This is a genomic window from Tabrizicola sp. TH137 (assembly GCF_002855575.1).
Taxonomy (GTDB): domain Bacteria; phylum Pseudomonadota; class Alphaproteobacteria; order Rhodobacterales; family Rhodobacteraceae; genus Paragemmobacter.
The window spans coordinates 380,445-396,383 of sequence record NZ_PKRQ01000003.1 but is presented as its reverse complement, the minus strand read 5'-3'; the positions used below and the strand labels follow the sequence as shown (position 1 = coordinate 396,383).

At 68.1% G+C, this 15,939-nt stretch carries 17 protein-coding genes and 1 other RNA gene; 10 read left to right on the top strand and 8 right to left on the bottom strand.

Going from position 1 to position 15,939, the window contains the following annotated elements; translation table 11 throughout:
* Positions 1-52: 52 nt before the first annotated feature.
* On the top strand, positions 53-1,276 hold the full coding sequence (locus tag C0V75_RS11825) for an SPOR domain-containing protein (protein WP_101921125.1): 1,224 nt from the start codon (positions 53-55) through the stop codon (positions 1,274-1,276).
* Between the two features lie 3 nt (positions 1,277-1,279).
* Here the strand turns inward: C0V75_RS11825 and C0V75_RS11820 are convergent, their stop codons facing one another.
* Together C0V75_RS11820 and C0V75_RS11815 are read right to left on the bottom strand one after the other, a co-directional pair.
* Positions 1,280-2,299: a hypothetical protein gene (locus C0V75_RS11820; RefSeq protein ID WP_101921124.1), complete on the bottom strand. Its 1,020-nt coding sequence runs from the start codon at positions 2,297-2,299 to the stop codon at positions 1,280-1,282.
* A gap of 130 nt (positions 2,300-2,429) precedes the next feature.
* Positions 2,430-4,061 carry an AMP-binding protein gene (locus tag C0V75_RS11815; RefSeq protein WP_101921123.1) on the bottom strand — a complete coding sequence of 544 codons (1,632 nt, stop codon included), beginning with the start codon at positions 4,059-4,061 and terminating at the stop codon, positions 2,430-2,432.
* Positions 4,062-4,167: 106 nt separating this feature from the next.
* Between C0V75_RS11815 and C0V75_RS11810 the strand changes: the two genes are divergently transcribed.
* Complete coding sequence (locus C0V75_RS11810; protein ID WP_101921122.1) at positions 4,168-5,085, top strand: DMT family transporter; 918 nt, start codon at positions 4,168-4,170, stop codon at positions 5,083-5,085.
* 267 nt (positions 5,086-5,352) lie between these two features.
* On the opposite strand, the gene C0V75_RS11805 is transcribed toward C0V75_RS11810, so the two are convergent.
* From C0V75_RS11805 to C0V75_RS11795, 3 genes are all read right to left on the bottom strand, one after another.
* Positions 5,353-5,934: a thymidine kinase gene (locus C0V75_RS11805; protein WP_101921121.1), complete on the bottom strand. Its 582-nt coding sequence runs from the start codon at positions 5,932-5,934 to the stop codon at positions 5,353-5,355.
* Positions 5,935-5,974: 40 nt separating this feature from the next.
* Positions 5,975-6,898, bottom strand: a complete 924-nt coding sequence (locus C0V75_RS11800) for a 5-bromo-4-chloroindolyl phosphate hydrolysis family protein (RefSeq protein WP_101921120.1) — start codon at positions 6,896-6,898, stop codon at positions 5,975-5,977.
* A gap of 169 nt (positions 6,899-7,067) precedes the next feature.
* Positions 7,068-8,270, bottom strand: a complete 1,203-nt coding sequence (locus C0V75_RS11795) for a pseudouridine synthase (protein ID WP_101921119.1) — start codon at positions 8,268-8,270, stop codon at positions 7,068-7,070.
* Positions 8,271-8,523: 253 nt separating this feature from the next.
* Here C0V75_RS11795 and C0V75_RS11790 point away from each other — a divergent pair, with 253 nt between their 5' ends.
* A complete protein-coding gene (locus tag C0V75_RS11790) occupies positions 8,524-8,973 on the top strand; it encodes a nucleoside deaminase (protein ID WP_101921118.1) in 450 nt (149 codons plus the stop codon).
* A 42-nt stretch (positions 8,974-9,015) separates the two neighbouring features.
* Here C0V75_RS11790 and C0V75_RS11785 read toward each other — a convergent pair whose 3' ends face one another.
* Positions 9,016-9,708, bottom strand: coding sequence for a metal-dependent hydrolase (locus C0V75_RS11785; protein ID WP_101921117.1), 693 nt, complete (start codon positions 9,706-9,708; stop codon positions 9,016-9,018).
* Positions 9,709-9,912: 204 nt separating this feature from the next.
* On the opposite strand from C0V75_RS11785, the gene gatC reads away from it, so the two are divergent.
* From gatC to C0V75_RS11750, 7 genes are all read left to right on the top strand, one after another.
* Positions 9,913-10,200, top strand: coding sequence for an Asp-tRNA(Asn)/Glu-tRNA(Gln) amidotransferase subunit GatC (gene gatC, locus C0V75_RS11780; RefSeq protein WP_101921116.1), 288 nt, complete (start codon positions 9,913-9,915; stop codon positions 10,198-10,200).
* On the top strand, positions 10,197-11,675 hold the full coding sequence (gatA, locus tag C0V75_RS11775) for an Asp-tRNA(Asn)/Glu-tRNA(Gln) amidotransferase subunit GatA (protein WP_101921115.1): 1,479 nt from the start codon (positions 10,197-10,199) through the stop codon (positions 11,673-11,675). The genes gatC and gatA overlap by 4 nt, the downstream gene beginning before the upstream one ends.
* Before the next feature lie 47 nt (positions 11,676-11,722).
* Positions 11,723-12,505 (top strand): hypothetical protein, encoded by a 783-nt coding sequence (locus tag C0V75_RS11770; RefSeq protein WP_254216449.1) that lies wholly within the window; start codon positions 11,723-11,725, stop codon positions 12,503-12,505.
* Entirely contained in the window at positions 12,502-13,173 is a 672-nt protein-coding gene (locus tag C0V75_RS11765) for an N-acetylmuramoyl-L-alanine amidase (protein WP_254216448.1), read from the top strand. Before C0V75_RS11770 ends, C0V75_RS11765 begins: the two co-directional genes overlap by 4 nt.
* A 12-nt stretch (positions 13,174-13,185) precedes the next feature.
* Positions 13,186-13,586, top strand: an RNA gene (gene rnpB, locus C0V75_RS11760) — RNase P RNA component class A.
* A 332-nt stretch (positions 13,587-13,918) separates the two neighbouring features.
* Positions 13,919-14,086, top strand: coding sequence for a 50S ribosomal protein L33 (gene rpmG / locus C0V75_RS11755; protein ID WP_023666545.1), 168 nt, complete (start codon positions 13,919-13,921; stop codon positions 14,084-14,086).
* Between the two features lie 99 nt (positions 14,087-14,185).
* Positions 14,186-14,698, top strand: a complete 513-nt coding sequence (locus C0V75_RS11750) for a GNAT family N-acetyltransferase (RefSeq protein ID WP_101921114.1) — start codon at positions 14,186-14,188, stop codon at positions 14,696-14,698.
* A gap of 72 nt (positions 14,699-14,770) precedes the next feature.
* On the opposite strand, the gene C0V75_RS11745 is transcribed toward C0V75_RS11750, so the two are convergent.
* Positions 14,771-15,511 carry a Bax inhibitor-1/YccA family protein gene (locus tag C0V75_RS11745; protein ID WP_101921113.1) on the bottom strand — a complete coding sequence of 247 codons (741 nt, stop codon included), beginning with the start codon at positions 15,509-15,511 and terminating at the stop codon, positions 14,771-14,773.
* A gap of 159 nt (positions 15,512-15,670) precedes the next feature.
* Positions 15,671-15,889, bottom strand: coding sequence for a DUF1127 domain-containing protein (locus C0V75_RS11740; RefSeq protein ID WP_101921307.1), 219 nt, complete (start codon positions 15,887-15,889; stop codon positions 15,671-15,673).
* Positions 15,890-15,939: the final 50 nt, after the last annotated feature.

Here is a 15,939-nt window from a genome sequence, read left to right as displayed (position 1 = left end):
ACGAGGCAACAATCCTCGCGCATTCTGGCCGTCACGCTACTGGGGGGTAGTCATGTTCGTGAAGGTTCTGAGGGGGGCGTTCCTGGCCTCTGCTCTGGGCGCGGGTTGCGCCTTTGCACAATCCGCATCCGATATCGGGGGGCCGCGTGAGCTGCCTCCGGCGAGTTTTTCCGGCCAGCAATATGTGGACAGCCGCGGCTGCGTCTTCCTGCGTGCCGGGATCGGCGGGCGGGTCAACTGGGTGCCGCGGGTGGACCGCGACCGGCGCGCGATGTGCGGCTATCCGCCGACCTTCGGCGGGGGCGAGACGGTGGCGGCGGCGCCTGTGGTGGCGCCCGCGCCGAGGGTGATGGCGGGGGAGCCGCCGCCCGAAAGCTATACCCCTGCGCCGGTGGCGGGGCTGCGGCCTGTGACGGTGGCGCCGAAGCCTGTGGCGGTGGCGAAACCGGTGGCCGTGCCGAAACCGGTGGCGGCGGCCCCTGTTGCGCCTGCCGCGCCGCCCGTGGCGAGGGCGGGAACGGGGCGGCAGATCGGCTGCACCACATCGGCCCCGGTGCCGGTGCGGCTGCGGCTGACGAATGGCGGGACGGTGGTGGTCTGTTCGCGTGGCGATGGCACGCTGGAAGGGTTGCGCGCGCCGATCTATCCGGAGGGTTCGGGGGTTGGGGCGTCGCTGTCGGGCGCGTCGCGGCTGGTGCCGCTGGGCCAGCCTGCGGCCATCGGGACGGGCGTGGCGGGGGCGCAGGTGGCCGCCCCGGCGGTGCCAGTGCCGAAAGGATACAAGCTGGCCTGGAGGGATGACCGGCTGAACCCGCTGCGCGGGGTCGGCACGGCGGAAGGGCAGGCGGCGCAGGATCTGATCTGGACGCGCGACATTCCGGCGGAGCCGGTGGAAGAGGCGGCGGCGGCAGGGTCGGCCCGCGAGGTTTCGGTCAGTGTCGGGGCGAAGAATGCGCCGCGGCGGGTGGCGGTGGCGGCAGAGCAGGCGGTGGAGCGGGCGGTGGAGCCTGTAGCGGAGCCTGTGGCGGCGGCGGCCAAGCCCGTGGTGGCGGGGCGGTTCTTCGTGCAGGTGGGCAGTTTCGGCGTGCCGGCCAATGCCGAAGGGGCGGCGGGGCGTCTGGCGGCGCTGGGCCTGCCGGTGGCGCGGTCGGAAGGCCGGATCGGCGGCAAGCCGGTGCAGGTGATTCTGGCCGGGCCGTTCGGCGACAGCGGGGCGGCGAAGGCGGCCTTGCGCGCGGCGCGGGGTGCCGGGTTCGGCGATGCTTTCGTGAAGTGACCCTCAGCCGCCGCAGATGGCCTTGAGGCTGTTCCAGTCCTCGGCGTTCAGGAGCGCGCGGGGACTGCCGCCGCGATAGGGATCGGCCTCGATCAGGGTGAGGGTGCTTTCCCCCGTGGGATCGAGCGCGAAGCCATAGGCGGCGGAAGAGACCGCCGCCCCTTCGAAACGGGCGAGAAGCGCCTCTTCGGGCGGCGGCGGGCGCGGGGTGTTCAGGAAGACTTCGCCATAGCCTTCGAGGGCCGTGGCGGGCAGGGTGCCGGTGGTGAGCAGGCGGACCGTGGCGGCAAGGCCTGCATGGCGCAGGATGGGCTGCATCGGGTCTTCGCTTTCGGCGCGCAGGGTTTCGGCCAGGGCGAAGCCTGCGGGCGCTTCGGGCAGGGTGGCCCCGGTCAGCATGGGCAGGCCGAGGAGGACGAGGTTGCCGGGCAGCACCGCCGCCTGTGGCAGGCCTTCGCGCAGGACGGCGAAGCGGATGCCGGCGCCGCCGAAGAGGCGTTCGGACAGGAGGGTGAGCGCGCGGTCGCCCAGCGGTGTGCCGCAGGGCGCGCCGGTGAGGCGGGCGATATCGGCCAGCGCCGCCTCGCCGATCTGGGCGCGGGTGGCGGGGGGCAGGACGGCGGCGGTGTGGCGGATGAGCGCGTCGGGGACGAAATAGGCGCCGATCCCGAGGATGGCGAGCGTGGTGCCGATCAGCAGCGTGCCGCGCAACCGGCCGGGGCGCGGGGTGCGGCGGCGCACGGCGCTGCGGATGGTTTCCAGCGCGGCGATCATGTCGGGATCGTCGAGTTCCAGCAGTTCCTCGGCATCCGGGCCGGGGGCGTAGAGGGCGGGCAGGGTGCCGGGATTGATCCGTTCGATGGCGGGCAGCGACCAATGCGAGAGGGCCAGTTCCGTGCGCGGGTCGGAGAGGACCAGCGTCGCCTCGCGGAAGGCGACGACGACCTCGCGGCGCTGGGACTGGGGTCCGTCACGCCAGAGGCCGGGGCTTTCCAGCCTCTGGTATTTCTTCAGCGCGGTCATGCCTTGCCTGCGGTCCTGCGGCGGTTGGTCCGGCCGTTCCATTGCGGTCGGGCGGGACGATAGCGCAGGGACAGGGGCGGCACAACTTTGTCAAGCCCTGCCTGGCCTGAGCGGGGGTCGGCAGGGCGGATCAGGCGGGTTGGCCCATGAGTTTTGCCACGGCGCGGAGTTCGAATTTCTGGATCTTGCCGGTGGAGGTCTTGGGCAGGTCGGAGAAGACCACATGTTTGGGCGTCTTGAAGCCCGCCAGCCTTTCGCGGCAGAAGGCGATGAGGTCCTTTTCGGTGGCGGTCTGCCCCGGTTTCAGTTCGACGAAGGCGCAGGGCACCTCGCCCCATTTTTCGTCGGGCTTGGCCACCACGGCGCAGAGGAGGACGGCGGGGTGGTGCATGAGGACGCCTTCCACCTCCACCGACGAGACATTCTCGCCGCCCGAGATGATGATGTCCTTCGCGCGGTCGGTGATCTTGATATAGCCGTCGGGGTGCTGGAAGGCGATGTCGCCGGAGCGGAACCAGCCGCCCTTGAAGGCCTCGGCCGTGGCTTTGGGGTTCTTGTAATAGCCTTTCATCACCATGTTGCCGCGCATGGCAATCTCGCCCAGATGCTGGCCATCGCGGGGGACGGGGGTGCCGTGGGTGTCATGCACCTCGGCCCCTTCGAGCATGGGCATGGCGACGCCGGTGCGGGCCTTGTAGGCGGCGCGGTCATCCTTGGCGCAGCCGTCCCATTCCGCGCGCCAGGTGCATTCGGTGGCGGGGCCGTAGGTTTCCGTCAGGCCATAGACCTGCGTCACGTTGAAGCCGAGCGGTTCGAAGGCGGCCAGCGTGGCGGCAGGGGGCGGGGCGCCGGCGGTGAAAACCTCGACGATATGGTCGAAGGGGCGGCGGTCGGTTTCGGGGGCGTTGATGATGGTGTTCAGGACGATGGGCGCGCCGCCGAAATGGGTGACGCCTTCATCGGCGATGGCGTCATAGATCGCCTTGGCGGTGATGTCGCGGCAGCAGACGAGGGTGCCGGCGAGGATGGGGGTCATCCAGGTATGGGTCCAGCCGTTGCAGTGGAAAAGCGGCACGATGGTCAGATAGACCGGGTGCAGCACCATGCGCCAGGAGAGGATATTGGCCGTGGCCGAGAGATAGGCCCCGCGATGGTGATAGACCACGCCCTTGGGGCGGCCGGTGGTGCCGGAGGTGTAGTTGATGGCGATGGATTCCCATTCGTCTTCGGGCATCACCCAGGGCGCGGCGGGATCGCCTTCGGCGAGAAGCGCGTCATAGGTCAGGTAATGGCCGGAGGGGGTGAAGCCTTCATCCGCCACCTCGATGATCTGGGGGGCGGGGCCTTCCATGCGGCGGATCGACTCTTCGGCCAGAGGCAGGAAGGCCGTGTCGCAGAGGACGATCTTCGCCCCGGCATGGCCGAAGATATAGGCGACGGTATCGGCATCGAGGCGGGTGTTGATCGTGTTCAGGATCGCGCCCGCGGCGGGGACGCCGAAATGGGCCACGGCCTGCGGCGGGATATTGGGCAGGAGCGTGGCCACCACATCGCCCGGCGCGATGCCCCGGCGGGCAAGGCTTGATGCAAGGCGGGAGACCTGTTCGGCATAGGCGGCATAGGTCAGCCGGGTGGATTTCCAGACGACCGCCGTGCGGTTGGCGTGGATATCCGCCGCCCGTTTCAGGAAGGAGAGCGGCGTGAGCGGCACGTAATTCGCCGCGCATTTTTCCAATCCGGTTTCATCGGCCAGCCAGCCCATTCTTGTCCCTCCCCCGTCAATTCTTCTGTGCATGTCGTTTTCGGGCGCGCAATGCGGAAGGTAGCAGGGTTCACACGGGAGGCGAGAGGGCGGAAAAGGCATTTCCATGGGCAGTTCCGACAGGACATTGGCGGCGGCGGGGTTGATCCTTGTCTATGCGATGGTGATCGGCTTCACCGACAATTACGTGCGGGTGATCGCCGAAGAGGCGGGGCTGTGGCAGTTCCATCTGACGCGGAGCCTGATGGCGGCGGTGCTGCTGGCGCTGGCGATGGTGCCCTTGAAGCTGAAGCTACGGCCGGTGCGATGGGGCGCGGTGGTGGCGCGGTCGTCGATCCATGGCGCGGCGATGGTGATCTATTTCGGGGCGCTGGCCTTTCTGGATGTGGCGCTGGTGGCGGCGGGGCTGTTCACCGCGCCGATCTGGGTGCTGCTGATTTCGCGTTTCGTCTATGGCCATGCGATCGGGCCGGTGCGGATTGTTGCGGTGGTGCTGGGATTTGTCGGCGTGGTGCTGGTGCTGGGGCCGGAGGCGCTGGCCGGGGCATCGCTGCCTGCGGTGCTGCCGGTGCTGGCGGGGGCGATGTATGCGATGGGCAATATCGCGACGCGGGAATGGTGCGCGCAGGAAAGCGCCGAGACGCTGCTGGCGGGGTTCTTTGCCGCGCTGGGGGTGATCGGGGCGGTGGGGATGGCGGTGCTCTGGCTGGCCCCGATTGCGGTGCCTGCGGGGGCGGAAGGGTTCTTGCAGCGCGGGCCGGTCTGGCCGGGCGGGACCTTCTACTTCTGGACTTTCGTGCAGGCGGCGGGGTCGCTGGTCGGGGTGGGGATGATGATCCGGGCCTATCAGATCACCGATGCGTCGAAGGCGAGCGTGCTGGAATATGTGATCCTGCCCGCCTCGGCCTTTTGGACCTGGGTGTTGTGGGGGACGGGGCTGGCGCCTTTGGCCGTGCTGGGGATGGTGCTGATCGTGGCGGCGGGGTCGATGATCGCGCTGCGGGCGAGGGCGGTGGAGGGGTAGGGTTCGGTGCGTGCGAGCACGCACCCTACGGGTGGCTGGGGCGGTGGTTGTGTTGGGTGGAGGTGGTGGAGGGGTAGGGTTTGGTGCGTGCGAGCACGCACATTACGGGCGGCTGGGGCGATGGTTGTGTTGGGTGGAGGTGGTGGAGGGGTCGGGTTTGGTGCGTGCGAGCACGCACCCTACGGGCGGCTGGGGCGATGGTTTTGTCGGTAGGGTGGGACAAAAATCTTCGAAGATTTTTGCAGATTTCTTCGAAGAAATTTGGTCTTAGAGATCGCCCACGGCTTCGCGCCAATGTTTGCGGCAGAGGCTGACATAGGTTTCGTTGCCGCCGATCACCACCTGTTCGCCCGCGGTCAGGGCGCGGCCATCGGGGCCGCGGCGGATGACCATGGTGGCCTTTTTCCCGCAATGGCAGATGGTGCGGACCTCGCGCATCTCATCGGCCCAGGCGAGCAGGGCGGCGGAGCCGGGGAAGAGATTGCCCTGGAAATCCACCCGCAGGCCGTAGCACATGACGGGGACCTTCAGGTCATCCACGGCGCGGGCGAGTTGCCAGACCTGATCCTTTGACAAGAATTGCGCTTCATCGACAAAGATGCAGGCGACGGGGCCTTGGGACAGGCGGTTCCTGATCTTTTCGAACATGTCTTCGTCCGGGGCGAAGGTGTCGGCCTCTTCCCCGATCCCGATGCGGGAGGCGATGCGGCCCTCGCCCGCGCGGTTGTCGAATTGCGCGGTGATGAGATAGGTCGCCATGCCCCCCTCGCGGTAGTTGTGCGAGGCTTGCAGGAGCAGGGTCGATTTGCCTGCATTCATCGTGGAGTAGTGGAAATAGAGCTTGGCCATGCCCGCGCCTTAGCGCATCGCGGGGCGGGTTGGGAAGGGGTCAGCCTTCGCGTTGCAGCCGTTCGCGCAACACGCCGATTTCGACATCGAGATCGGTGCGCCCGTCTTCGATCAGGGCGCGGGTGCGGGAGGCGAAGTTGGTTTCCAGATCGGCGAGCAGCGATTCATAATCTGCCCGCGCCTTGGCGTCGCGGCTTTGCGCGTAGAAATCGGCGAATTTGACCGTCGCGTCGCGGGCCCCTGCCAGATAGACGCTGAGGTATTTCCGGGCGGAGGAGAGGTCGCGGGGATCGGCCTCGATGGTGCGGAACATGGCGCGGGCGGTATCGGCGAAGCGGTCCACGCGGGATTCGAGGGCGCGGTCATTGGCGCGCAGGATCGCGTCCTTCATGCCGGCGACCAGCTTTTCCGCCTCGTCCACCGCGCGGGCGACGCGGTCGGTCTGGAAACTGTCGATGCCCTCGGCGCCCTTGTCCTTGAGCGGGTCGGGGCCGAAGGCGAAAAGGTGGAGAAGGCCAGCCAGGGCGCCGAAGGCGAAGGGGAGGAGGCCCGGCTGGCTGATCGAGGCGGCAAGGGCGAGGGCGACCCCGGTCAGGACGGCGCCGAAGATCTTGCGCGGGATGGCGGGGCGGCGGGCGATGCGGCGGTCGTCATATTCCTGATGGGCGCGGGTGCCTTCGCGGGTGAGCCATGCGGACAGGAGCAGGAGGCCCGTCGCCCCGAGACCGGGGAAGAGCGCCTCTGGCCCGCCGGAGAAGGCGGGGATGAGCATGGTGAGCGAGATGAAGAAGAAGAAGTTAACCCGCGCGCCCTTGCGGATCGGGCGTTTGCCGTCGAAGCGATGGGGGCCTTCGGGGCCTTGCGGGCCGCCCGGCCCGGTCTGGCCACGGGCGGCGCGGCGTTCGTCGGCATCGCCGCGGCGTTCGGGATCGGGGCTGTACTTGCCGCCAAAACGTTGGGCCATGTCACTGCACCCCGCTGCCGGCGGTGTAGAGGATGAGGGCGAGCAGCACGAAATAGGCGAGGGTTTGCAGTCCGGTGCCTGTCATCTGCCTGTTCCGCCCCCTGCCGACTTCTGCGGGCGGAGTATAGGCGAGGGCGGGGGCAGGGGGGAAGGGGGCAGGCTGTGCCGATCAGCCGCGCGGGGGGCGGCGGGGCTTGCCGCCCGAGGGGGCGGCGGGGCGGGGCTTGCCTTGGGGGCCGGGGGCGGCGTCGGGGCGGTTGCGGGTGGATTGCGGTTTGGGCTTGGCGGGGCTGCGCGGGCCGGGCTTGGCGGGGCCGGTTTTCGCGGGGCCGGGTTTCGCGGGGCGGGGGGCGGGGGCATCGGCCAGTGTGCCGCGCGGGGCGGAGGGTTTGCCGCCCCGGGTGGGGCGGGCGGTTTTGGCTTCGGCTTTCGGGCCGCGGGCGGGGCGCGGGGCGCTGCTGTCGGGCCGGGGGCCGGGTATCGGGCCGCGTGTCGTGGGCGTGTCGGGTTTCGGGCCACGGGCGGGGCGGGGGGCGCTGTCGCTGCGCGCTGCGGGTTTGGCGGGGCGCGCCGGGGCGGGTTTGCGGGGCGCTGCATCGGTCGCGGTGAAGAGGTCGGGGGCGAAACCGAGCTGGTCGCGCAGGACACGGGGGCGGACTTCCTCCACCTCGCCGGGCTGCAACTCGTTCAGGCGGAAGGGGCCGTAGCTGACGCGGATCAGCCGGTTCACGGTCAGGCCGATGGCGGACATGGCGCGGCGGATTTCGCGGTTCTTGCCTTCGCGCAGGCCGACGGTGAGCCAGGCATTGGCGCCTTGAAGGCGGTCGAGCGCGACCTGCATCGGCTGAAACCGTTCGCCTTCGACGGTGATCCCTTGGCGCAGCGGTTCAAGATCGGGGTCGGTGGGGTTGCCCTTCACCCGGACGCGGTATTTGCGCAGCCAGCCGGTGGAGGGGAGTTCGAGGCGGCGTTTCAACTCGCCGTCATTGGTCAGAAGGAGGAGGCCTTCGGAATTGAGGTCCAGCCGCCCGATGGACATGACGCGGGGCATGTCTTCGGGCAGGTGGTCGAAAACGGTGTCGCGGCCTTTTTCATCGGCGGCGGAGGTCACCAGCCCTTCGGGTTTGTAATAGAGCCAGAGGCGCGGGGGTTCGGGCGGGGCCAGGGGCTGGCCGTTGACCGTGATGCGATCCTTCGCCGTGACATTGAGGGCGGGGCTGTCGATGACCTTGCCGTTCACCGCCACCTCGCCCGCCGCGATCATGCGTTCCGCCTCGCGCCGGGAGGCGATGCCGGCGCGGGAGAGCACCTTGGCGATGCGGTCGCCTTCGGGGGCGGGCCTGGCGCTGGGGGATTTCGGCGGGCGGGTCATGGGGTTGTCCTTCAAGGGCCAAGCGTGGTGCCTAGCGGAACCCCCGGGGGTTTTCCACCCCCGGACCCCCGGAGAGTATTTTTTCCAAGATGAAGGGGCAAGGTTGCGCCTAGCGGAACCCGCCGGGGTTTTCCACCCCGTCGGCCGCCGGTTCTTGAACCGGTGGCGAATCCGGCGTCTGGCCCCGGAGAGTATTTTTTCCAAGATGAAGGGGCAAGGTTGCGCCTTTGTGTTTGGCGGGGCAGGAAGGGGTATGGAGTTCCGGTCTTTCATGGAGTTGGCGCTGGACGAGGCGCGGGCGGCGGGCGCGCGGGGCGAGGTTCCCGTGGGCGCGGTGGTGGTGTCGCCTGCCGGTGCGGTGGTCGCGCGGGCGGGGAACCGGACGCGGGAGTTGTGCGACCCCACGGCCCATGCCGAGGTGCTGGCGATCCGGGCGGCTTGCGCGGCGCTGGGGGCGGAGCGGTTGCCGGGCCATGATCTTTACGTGACGCTGGAGCCTTGTCCGATGTGTGCGGCGGCGATCTCGGCGGCGCGGATCGGGCGGCTGTATTATGGCGCGGCGGACCCCAAGAGCGGGGGCGTGGCGGTGGGGGCGCGGGTGTTTTCGCATCCGCAATGCCATCATGTGCCGGAGGTCTATGACGGGATCGGGGCGGCAGAGGCGGAGCGGCTGCTGAAAGGGTTCTTTGCCGCGAAGCGGTGAAGGGGGGCGGCGGCCCCCCCCTCCCCCCGCCCTTGCAGGCCGTCAGAAACGGATCGGGTCGAGGACCTGGGGTTCGATCACCTGCACGCCGGGCAGTTCCACCACCATGTCGGTTGCATCTTGTTCCAGCGCGCCGAAGGTGCGGTAGTGGCAGGGGATCACCGTCTTGAAGTTGAAATAGCGCCGCGCCGCCCAGGCCGCGCGTTTCATGTCCATGGTGAAATGGCCACCCGCGCAGAGGATGCCGATGGAGGGGGCGTGAAGTTCGCCCATCCATTGCATGTCGGCCATGATGTCGGTGTCGCCCGAGACATAGATCGTGTGGCCTTCGCCCGCGATCATGTAACCAGCTTCGGAACCTGCGGCGACGGGGCCCGCCGCGCCCGAGAGGGTGGAGGAGTGGCAGGCATTGACCATGGTGACCCTGGCCCCGGCCAGATCGACGGTGCCGCCCTTGTTGAAGCCGATGCTGGCGATGCCGTCGCGGCCTTCGAGATAGCTGACGAGGTCATAGATGCCCACCAGCGGGATGCCCAGTTCCTTGCAGATGGCGGCGGCATCGGCGGCATGGTCGCCATGGCCATGGGTGAGGAGGACATGGGTCGCGCCTGCGAGCGCCTCGGCCCGGCGGTCGGCGGGGAACAGGGGATTGCCGGTGAGCCAGGGGTCGATCAGGAGGGTGGCCCCCTCGATCTCGATGCGGAAGCCGGAATGGCCGAGCCAGGTGATCTGCATGTCTGTCTCCTTGATCTGGTCGGGGATCTGGTCGGATGGTCGCTTGTCCGGGCCAAGCTAGCGGGCGCGGACGGAATGGGAATGCCGCTGCGGGCGCAGACCCTGTGCATGAGCGGGGATTGTCCGGCCTGAAGCCGCCTGATGCCCTTGCGGGATTGGGGGCGGGGGGCTAAACGGGCGGGGATCAGAACAGGGGAAAGACCCATGTCCATCGACATCGACACCGCGCGCCGCGTGGCGAAGCTGGCCCGGATCCGGGTGGAAGAGGCCGATCTGCCGGCGCTGGCCGGGGAGCTTTCGGGCATCCTGACCTTCATGGAGCAGTTGAATGAGGTGGATGTGACGGGGGTGGAGCCGATGACATCGGTCACGCCGATGCGCCTGAAGCGGCGCAAGGATGAGGTGACGGATGGGAATATCCAGGCGCAGGTTTTGAAGAATGCGCCGGATGCGCGCGAGGGGTTCTTTGCCGTGCCGAAGGTGGTGGAATGAGCGCGAACACTTGGACGATCGCGGCGGCGCGGGATGCGCTGCGCAAGGGCGAGATTTCGGCCACCGACCTGACGATGGCCTGCCTGACGGCGATGGATGCGGGCGATGCGCTGGGGGCCTTTGTCCACAAGACGCCCGAGATCGCGCTGGATCAGGCGCGGGCGGCGGATGCGCGGATCAAGGCGGGGGATGCGCCGTCGATGTGCGGGATTCCGCTGGGGATCAAGGATCTGTTCTGCACCAAGGGTGTGCCGTCGCAGGCGGCATCGAACATCCTTGCCGGGTTCAGGCCGGAATATGAATCGACTGTCACGGCGAAGCTGTTCGAAGCGGGCGCGGTGATGCTGGGCAAGCTGAACATGGACGAGTTTGCCATGGGGTCCAGCAACGAAACCTCCTGCTATGGCCATGCGGTGAACCCGTGGAAGGTGGACGGGCGCAAGCTGACGCCGGGCGGTTCCTCGGGCGGGTCTGCCGCCGCCGTAGCGGGCGACCTGTGCCTGGCCGCGACGGGGACGGATACGGGCGGGTCGATCCGCCAGCCTGCCGCCTTTACCGGGATCGTGGGGATCAAGCCGACCTATGGGCGCGTCAGCCGCTGGGGGATCGTGGCCTTTGCCTCGTCCCTGGACCAGGCGGGGCCGATGACGAAGAGCGTGCGGGATGCGGCGATCTTCCTTCAGGCCATGGCGGGGCATGATCCGAAGGACAGCACTTCGGCCGATCTGGCGGTGCCGGATTTCGAGGCGGCGCTGACCGGGGATATCCGGGGCAAGAAGATCGGCCTGCCGCGCGAATACCGCATGGAGGGGATGCCGTCGGAGATCGAAAAGCTCTGGGCCGATGGCGCGGCGATGCTGAAGGATGCCGGGGCGGAGATCGTGGATATCTCGCTGCCCCATACGAAATACGCGCTGCCGGCCTATTACGTGATCGCGCCGGCGGAGGCGTCATCGAACCTCGCCCGCTATGACGGGGTGCGTTATGGGCATCGGGCGAAGCTGGCGGCGGGCGATGGCATAACCGAGATGTATGAGAAGACCCGCGCCGAAGGCTTTGGCAAGGAAGTGCAGCGCCGGGTGATGATCGGGACCTATGTCCTGTCGGCGGGGTTCTATGACGCCTATTACAACCGGGCGCGGAAGGTGCGGGCGCTGATCAAGCGGGATTTCGACGAGGCCTTTGCAAACGGGGTGGATGCGATCCTGACGCCCGCCACGCCGAGCGCGGCCTTCGGCCTTGGCGAGATGTCATCGGCGGACCCGATCGAGATGTATCTGAACGACGTCTTTACCGTGACGGTGAACCTGGCGGGGCTGCCGGGGATTTCTGTGCCGGTCGGGCTGGACAAGCAGGGGCTGCCGCTGGGTTTGCAACTGATCGGACGTCCCTGGGACGAGGGCGGGTTGCTGAATCACGCTTATGTGCTGGAACGGGCGGCGGGCTTTGTGGCAAAGCCAGCCAAATGGTGGTAATTCGCCGGATCGAGGAAAGTCGAGGCGCGATGATGCGATCTGTTGTGATGCTTGCCCTGACCGCGGCCATGGCCGCCTGCACCTCCAGCGTTCCGGATTCGGGCGCCGGGGTCGGGTTCAATGACTACAACAGCTATCTGCGGGAACAGGCGGCCTCGGCCCCGCGGGCGGCGACGCCGGTGACGCCGGTCGCGCCTTTCGGCACGGCCATGGCCCCGGCCACGGCCCCGGCGGGCGGCTTTTCGCCCGATCTGGCGGCGGCGGCCATCGACCGGGCGACCGGTGCAGCCCCGCTTTCGGCCACGGCGCCGCAGCCGGTGGTGATCGGCGATCCGATGACCCAGGGCGCGGGGACGGCGGTGGCGGCCTTTGATCCGAACGATCCGAACCGGCCGCGCGGCAATGCGCCCGCGACCATCGCGCCGCAAGCGGGCGAGATGGTGCATAACAATACCGGCATTTCCGATGAGCAGGATTTCGCAGCCGTGTCGCAGCGCGAGACGATCGAGAGCGATGCCGAACGGCTGGCGCGGAACCGGGCGCAATACACGGTGATCCAGCCGACGGCCGTGCCGGAACGCACGGAGACAGGGCCGAATATCGTGGCCTATGCGCTGTCCACCACGCATAACCCCGGCACGCAGGTGCATTCCCGGTCATCGCTGCGCTTCACCGATCCGCAGGCCGCCTGTGCGCGCTATGCCTCGCCCGATCTGGCGCAGCAGGCCTTTCTGGAGGCCGGTGGGCCGGAGCGGGATCGCCGCGGGCTGGACCCGGATGGCGACGGCTTCGCCTGTGCCTGGGACCCGCGGCCCTTCCGTTTGCAGTGAGCTTCCCTTCGCCGAATTGCGGCGAAAGGCGCGGCGGGGCGCGGCCCGACCTTGTGGTCATCCACTATACCGCCATGGCGGGCGTGGCAGAGGCGCGGGCACGGCTCTGCGACCCGGCGCATGAGGTTTCGGCGCATTGGCTGATTGCCGAGGATGGCGGCACCGAGCAGCTTGTGGATGAGGCGCTGCGGGCCTGGCATGCCGGGGCGGGGGCCTGGGGGGCGGTGACGGATGTCAATTCACGCTCCATCGGGATCGAACTGGCCAATGGCGGCGCGCAGCCCTTTCCTGAACCGCAGATGGCGGCGCTGGAGCGGCTCTTGGCCGGGATCATGGGGCGCTGGGGGGTGAGGCCCGAGCGGGTGATCGGGCATTCCGACATGGCCCCTGCGCGCAAATCCGATCCGGGGCCGCGGTTCGACTGGCGCAGGCTGGCGCGGAGCGGTCTGTCGGTCTGGCCCGAGGCGCGAAGCGGCGGTCGGCCGGCCGAGTTCCTCGGCCATGCGCGCCGCTTCGGATATCCGGATGTGGAGGAGGGGCTGCTGCTGCGGGCGTTCCGGCTGCGGTTCCGGCCCGGGGTGGAAGGGCCACTCGATGCGGTGGATGCGGGGATGGCGGCGGATCTTGCGCGGCGCTTCCCGGTTGACGCAGCCACGGGGGCGGCGTAAGCCCGGCGGCGCGCGGATGGCCGGATGACCGCGGGGCGTATGTTCCGAGGAAAGTCCGGACTCCATGAAGCAAGGGTGCCGGGTAACGCCCGGCGGGGGTAACCCCAGGGAAAGCGCCACAGAGAAGAGTCTGCCCCGGATTTGATCCGGGGTGATGGTGAAACGGTGGGGTAAGAGCCCACCGCGGACCGGGCAACCGGGACGGCACGGCAAGCCCCACCCGGAGCAATGCCGAATAGGGGCCTCGCGCGGAAAGGTCTGCCTCGGCAGAGACCTCCGCAGGGACGCTTCAGCCCAGGGGCCCGGGTTGGCAGCTTGACCGCCGTGGTGACACGTGCGGCAGAGGAATGGTCATCCAGCCCCGGATCACGGTCCGGGGGGGACAGAATCCGGCTTATAGGCCATCCGCGCATTTCCCTTGACCGGCGTCGAACAGGGGGCCTTGGCCCCTCGCCGCGCGCGGCGCGGCTCACCCCCGGAGTATTTCGGGCCAAGATGAAGCAGGGGGCCGGTCTCACGCTGTCTTCATCTTGGTGGAAAATACTCCGGGGGTCCGGGGGGGACCCCCGGCGGAGCCAAGCGGCGCAGGCCGCGCAGGCGACCTGAAAGACTTGCGCCGCATGGCGCGCAATTTGATGGAAGGCGGGCGGTTTGGCTGTTGACTCTGCCGCCTCCCCAAGTAAAAGGCGGGCTTCAAGAGATTTCGCGGGGGCCTGTGCGTTTCCCCGTTCTAGGAGAGACGACTATGGCGAAGCCGACGACGATCAAGATCCGTCTGAACTCGACGGCGGGGACCGGGCATTTCTACGTGACCAAGAAGAACGCCCGCACCATGACCGAGAAGATGGTCGTGAAGAAGTACGACCCCGTCAAGCGCGAGCATGTGGAATACAAGGAAGGCAAGATCAAGTAAGGTCTTGCCTGACATTCGGGATCGGGCCGCCCTTCGGGGCGGCCTTTTCTTTTTCGCCATGGGCCTTTCCTCGCGCGCAGGTTGCGCTAGCTGCACGCGATGGATCACATCCTTACCCTTCGCCGTGCCAAGCCTTCGGACCTTGCCGCCGTGGACCGGCTGCTTGGGCGGAGCTATCCGCGGCTCTTGAAGCAGGATTACGCGCCGTCGGTTCAGGTGCTTGCGCTTCCCCTCATCTCGCGCGCCAAGCCGGAGCTTCTGGCTTCGGGGCGCTACTTCCTGGCGGAGACGGAAGAGGGGCAGGTGATCGGGGCCGGCGGGTGGAGCGCGGCGCTGCCCGGGCTGGGAGCGGAGGCCGCGCAGACCGCCCATGTGCGGCAGGTCGCGGTGGACCCCGCGCGGCTGCGGCAGGGGGTGGGCAGCGCCGTCATCAGCGAGGTGATCGTGGATGCGCTGCGGCATGGCATCCGCTGGCTGGATTGCCTGTCCACGCGGACGGCGATCCCTTTCTATGATGCGCTGGGCTTTCGCGTGCTGCATGAGGTGGATGTGCCGCTGGCGCCGGGGATCGTCTTTCCGGCGGTGCGCATGATGCGGCAGATCAGCCCCTGAGCGGCGAGGGTGGCGGAATGGAAAAGGGCCGGTCTTGCGACCGGCCCTTTCCGTTTCCGTGCCCTGACTGCGTCACTCGCGGTTGCCGAGGAATTGCAGCAGGAACATGAAGATGTTGATGAAGTTCATGTAGAGGCTGAGCGCGCCCATGATGGCGGACTTGCCGAGCCATTCTTCATCACCATACTGCGCGTGCTGGATATAGGTGTTCTTGATGTTCTGCGTGTCGAAGGCGGTCAGGCCGGCGAAGATCAGCAGACCGATCACCGAGATCGCGAAGGCCAGCGCGCCAGAGCCGAGGAAGATGTTCACGATCGAGGCGACGATCAGGCCGATCAGGCCCATCATCAGGAAGGTGCCCATCCCCGACAGGTCTTTCTTCGTGGTGTAGCCCCAGAGCGACAGGCCCGCGAAGGCGATCGCCGTCACGAGGAAGGTCTGCGCGATGGAGACGCCGGTGAAGGCCTTGAAGATCCAGGCGATGGAAAGACCCATCACCGCCGCGAAGGCGTAGAAGAAGAGCTGCGCCGCCGCCTGCGACAGGCGGTTGATGGCCGCGCCGAAGGCGAAGACCATGGCGAGGGGCGCGAACATCACGATCCAGCCGAGGATATTGGGCGAGAGCGTGACGGGATCGCGGAAGATGGACAACAGAGCGTCCGAGGTGCCGACTGCCCAGGCCACGCCGCCGGTCAGCAGCATGCCCACGGACATCAGCCCGTAAACCTTGTTCATGTGGGCGCGCAGCCCTGCGTCGATCTGAGCGGTCCGGGCGCCTGCGCCGACCGAACGGATCGTCTGGTATTCAGCCATGTGAAGCCTCCGAATGTTGAGCCTTCGGCTGCGGGTTGGCATCCCACAGGCCGGATGCTGCGAATATCGGAAGCCGTGCCTTGGATTTCAAGACGCTTGTGCAGGAAACGCTGTATTCCCGAGTCGGGTTTTTTCCCCGCATTCCGGTGGGTTCCGCCCCTAGCGCAGCCAATGCGCGGGGACGTCCCAGACCGGGCGTTCGGCTTCGATCCGAGCGGCTTCGGGCGTCAGGCCGATATCGGCGAGGAGGTGGTCGTCGAGCTGGGCCAGCGTGCGGCGCTGGCGGCGCAAGGCGATGAGCCGGCGCAGGAGGCGCAGGGGCGACAGGCGGGCGCGGACGGGGGCGTGGCGCAGGCTGGAGGCGATGAGGCGGGGCATGAGGATTTCCATTCCGATTGATGATGCTGTTGGCTTTTCCGATCAGGATG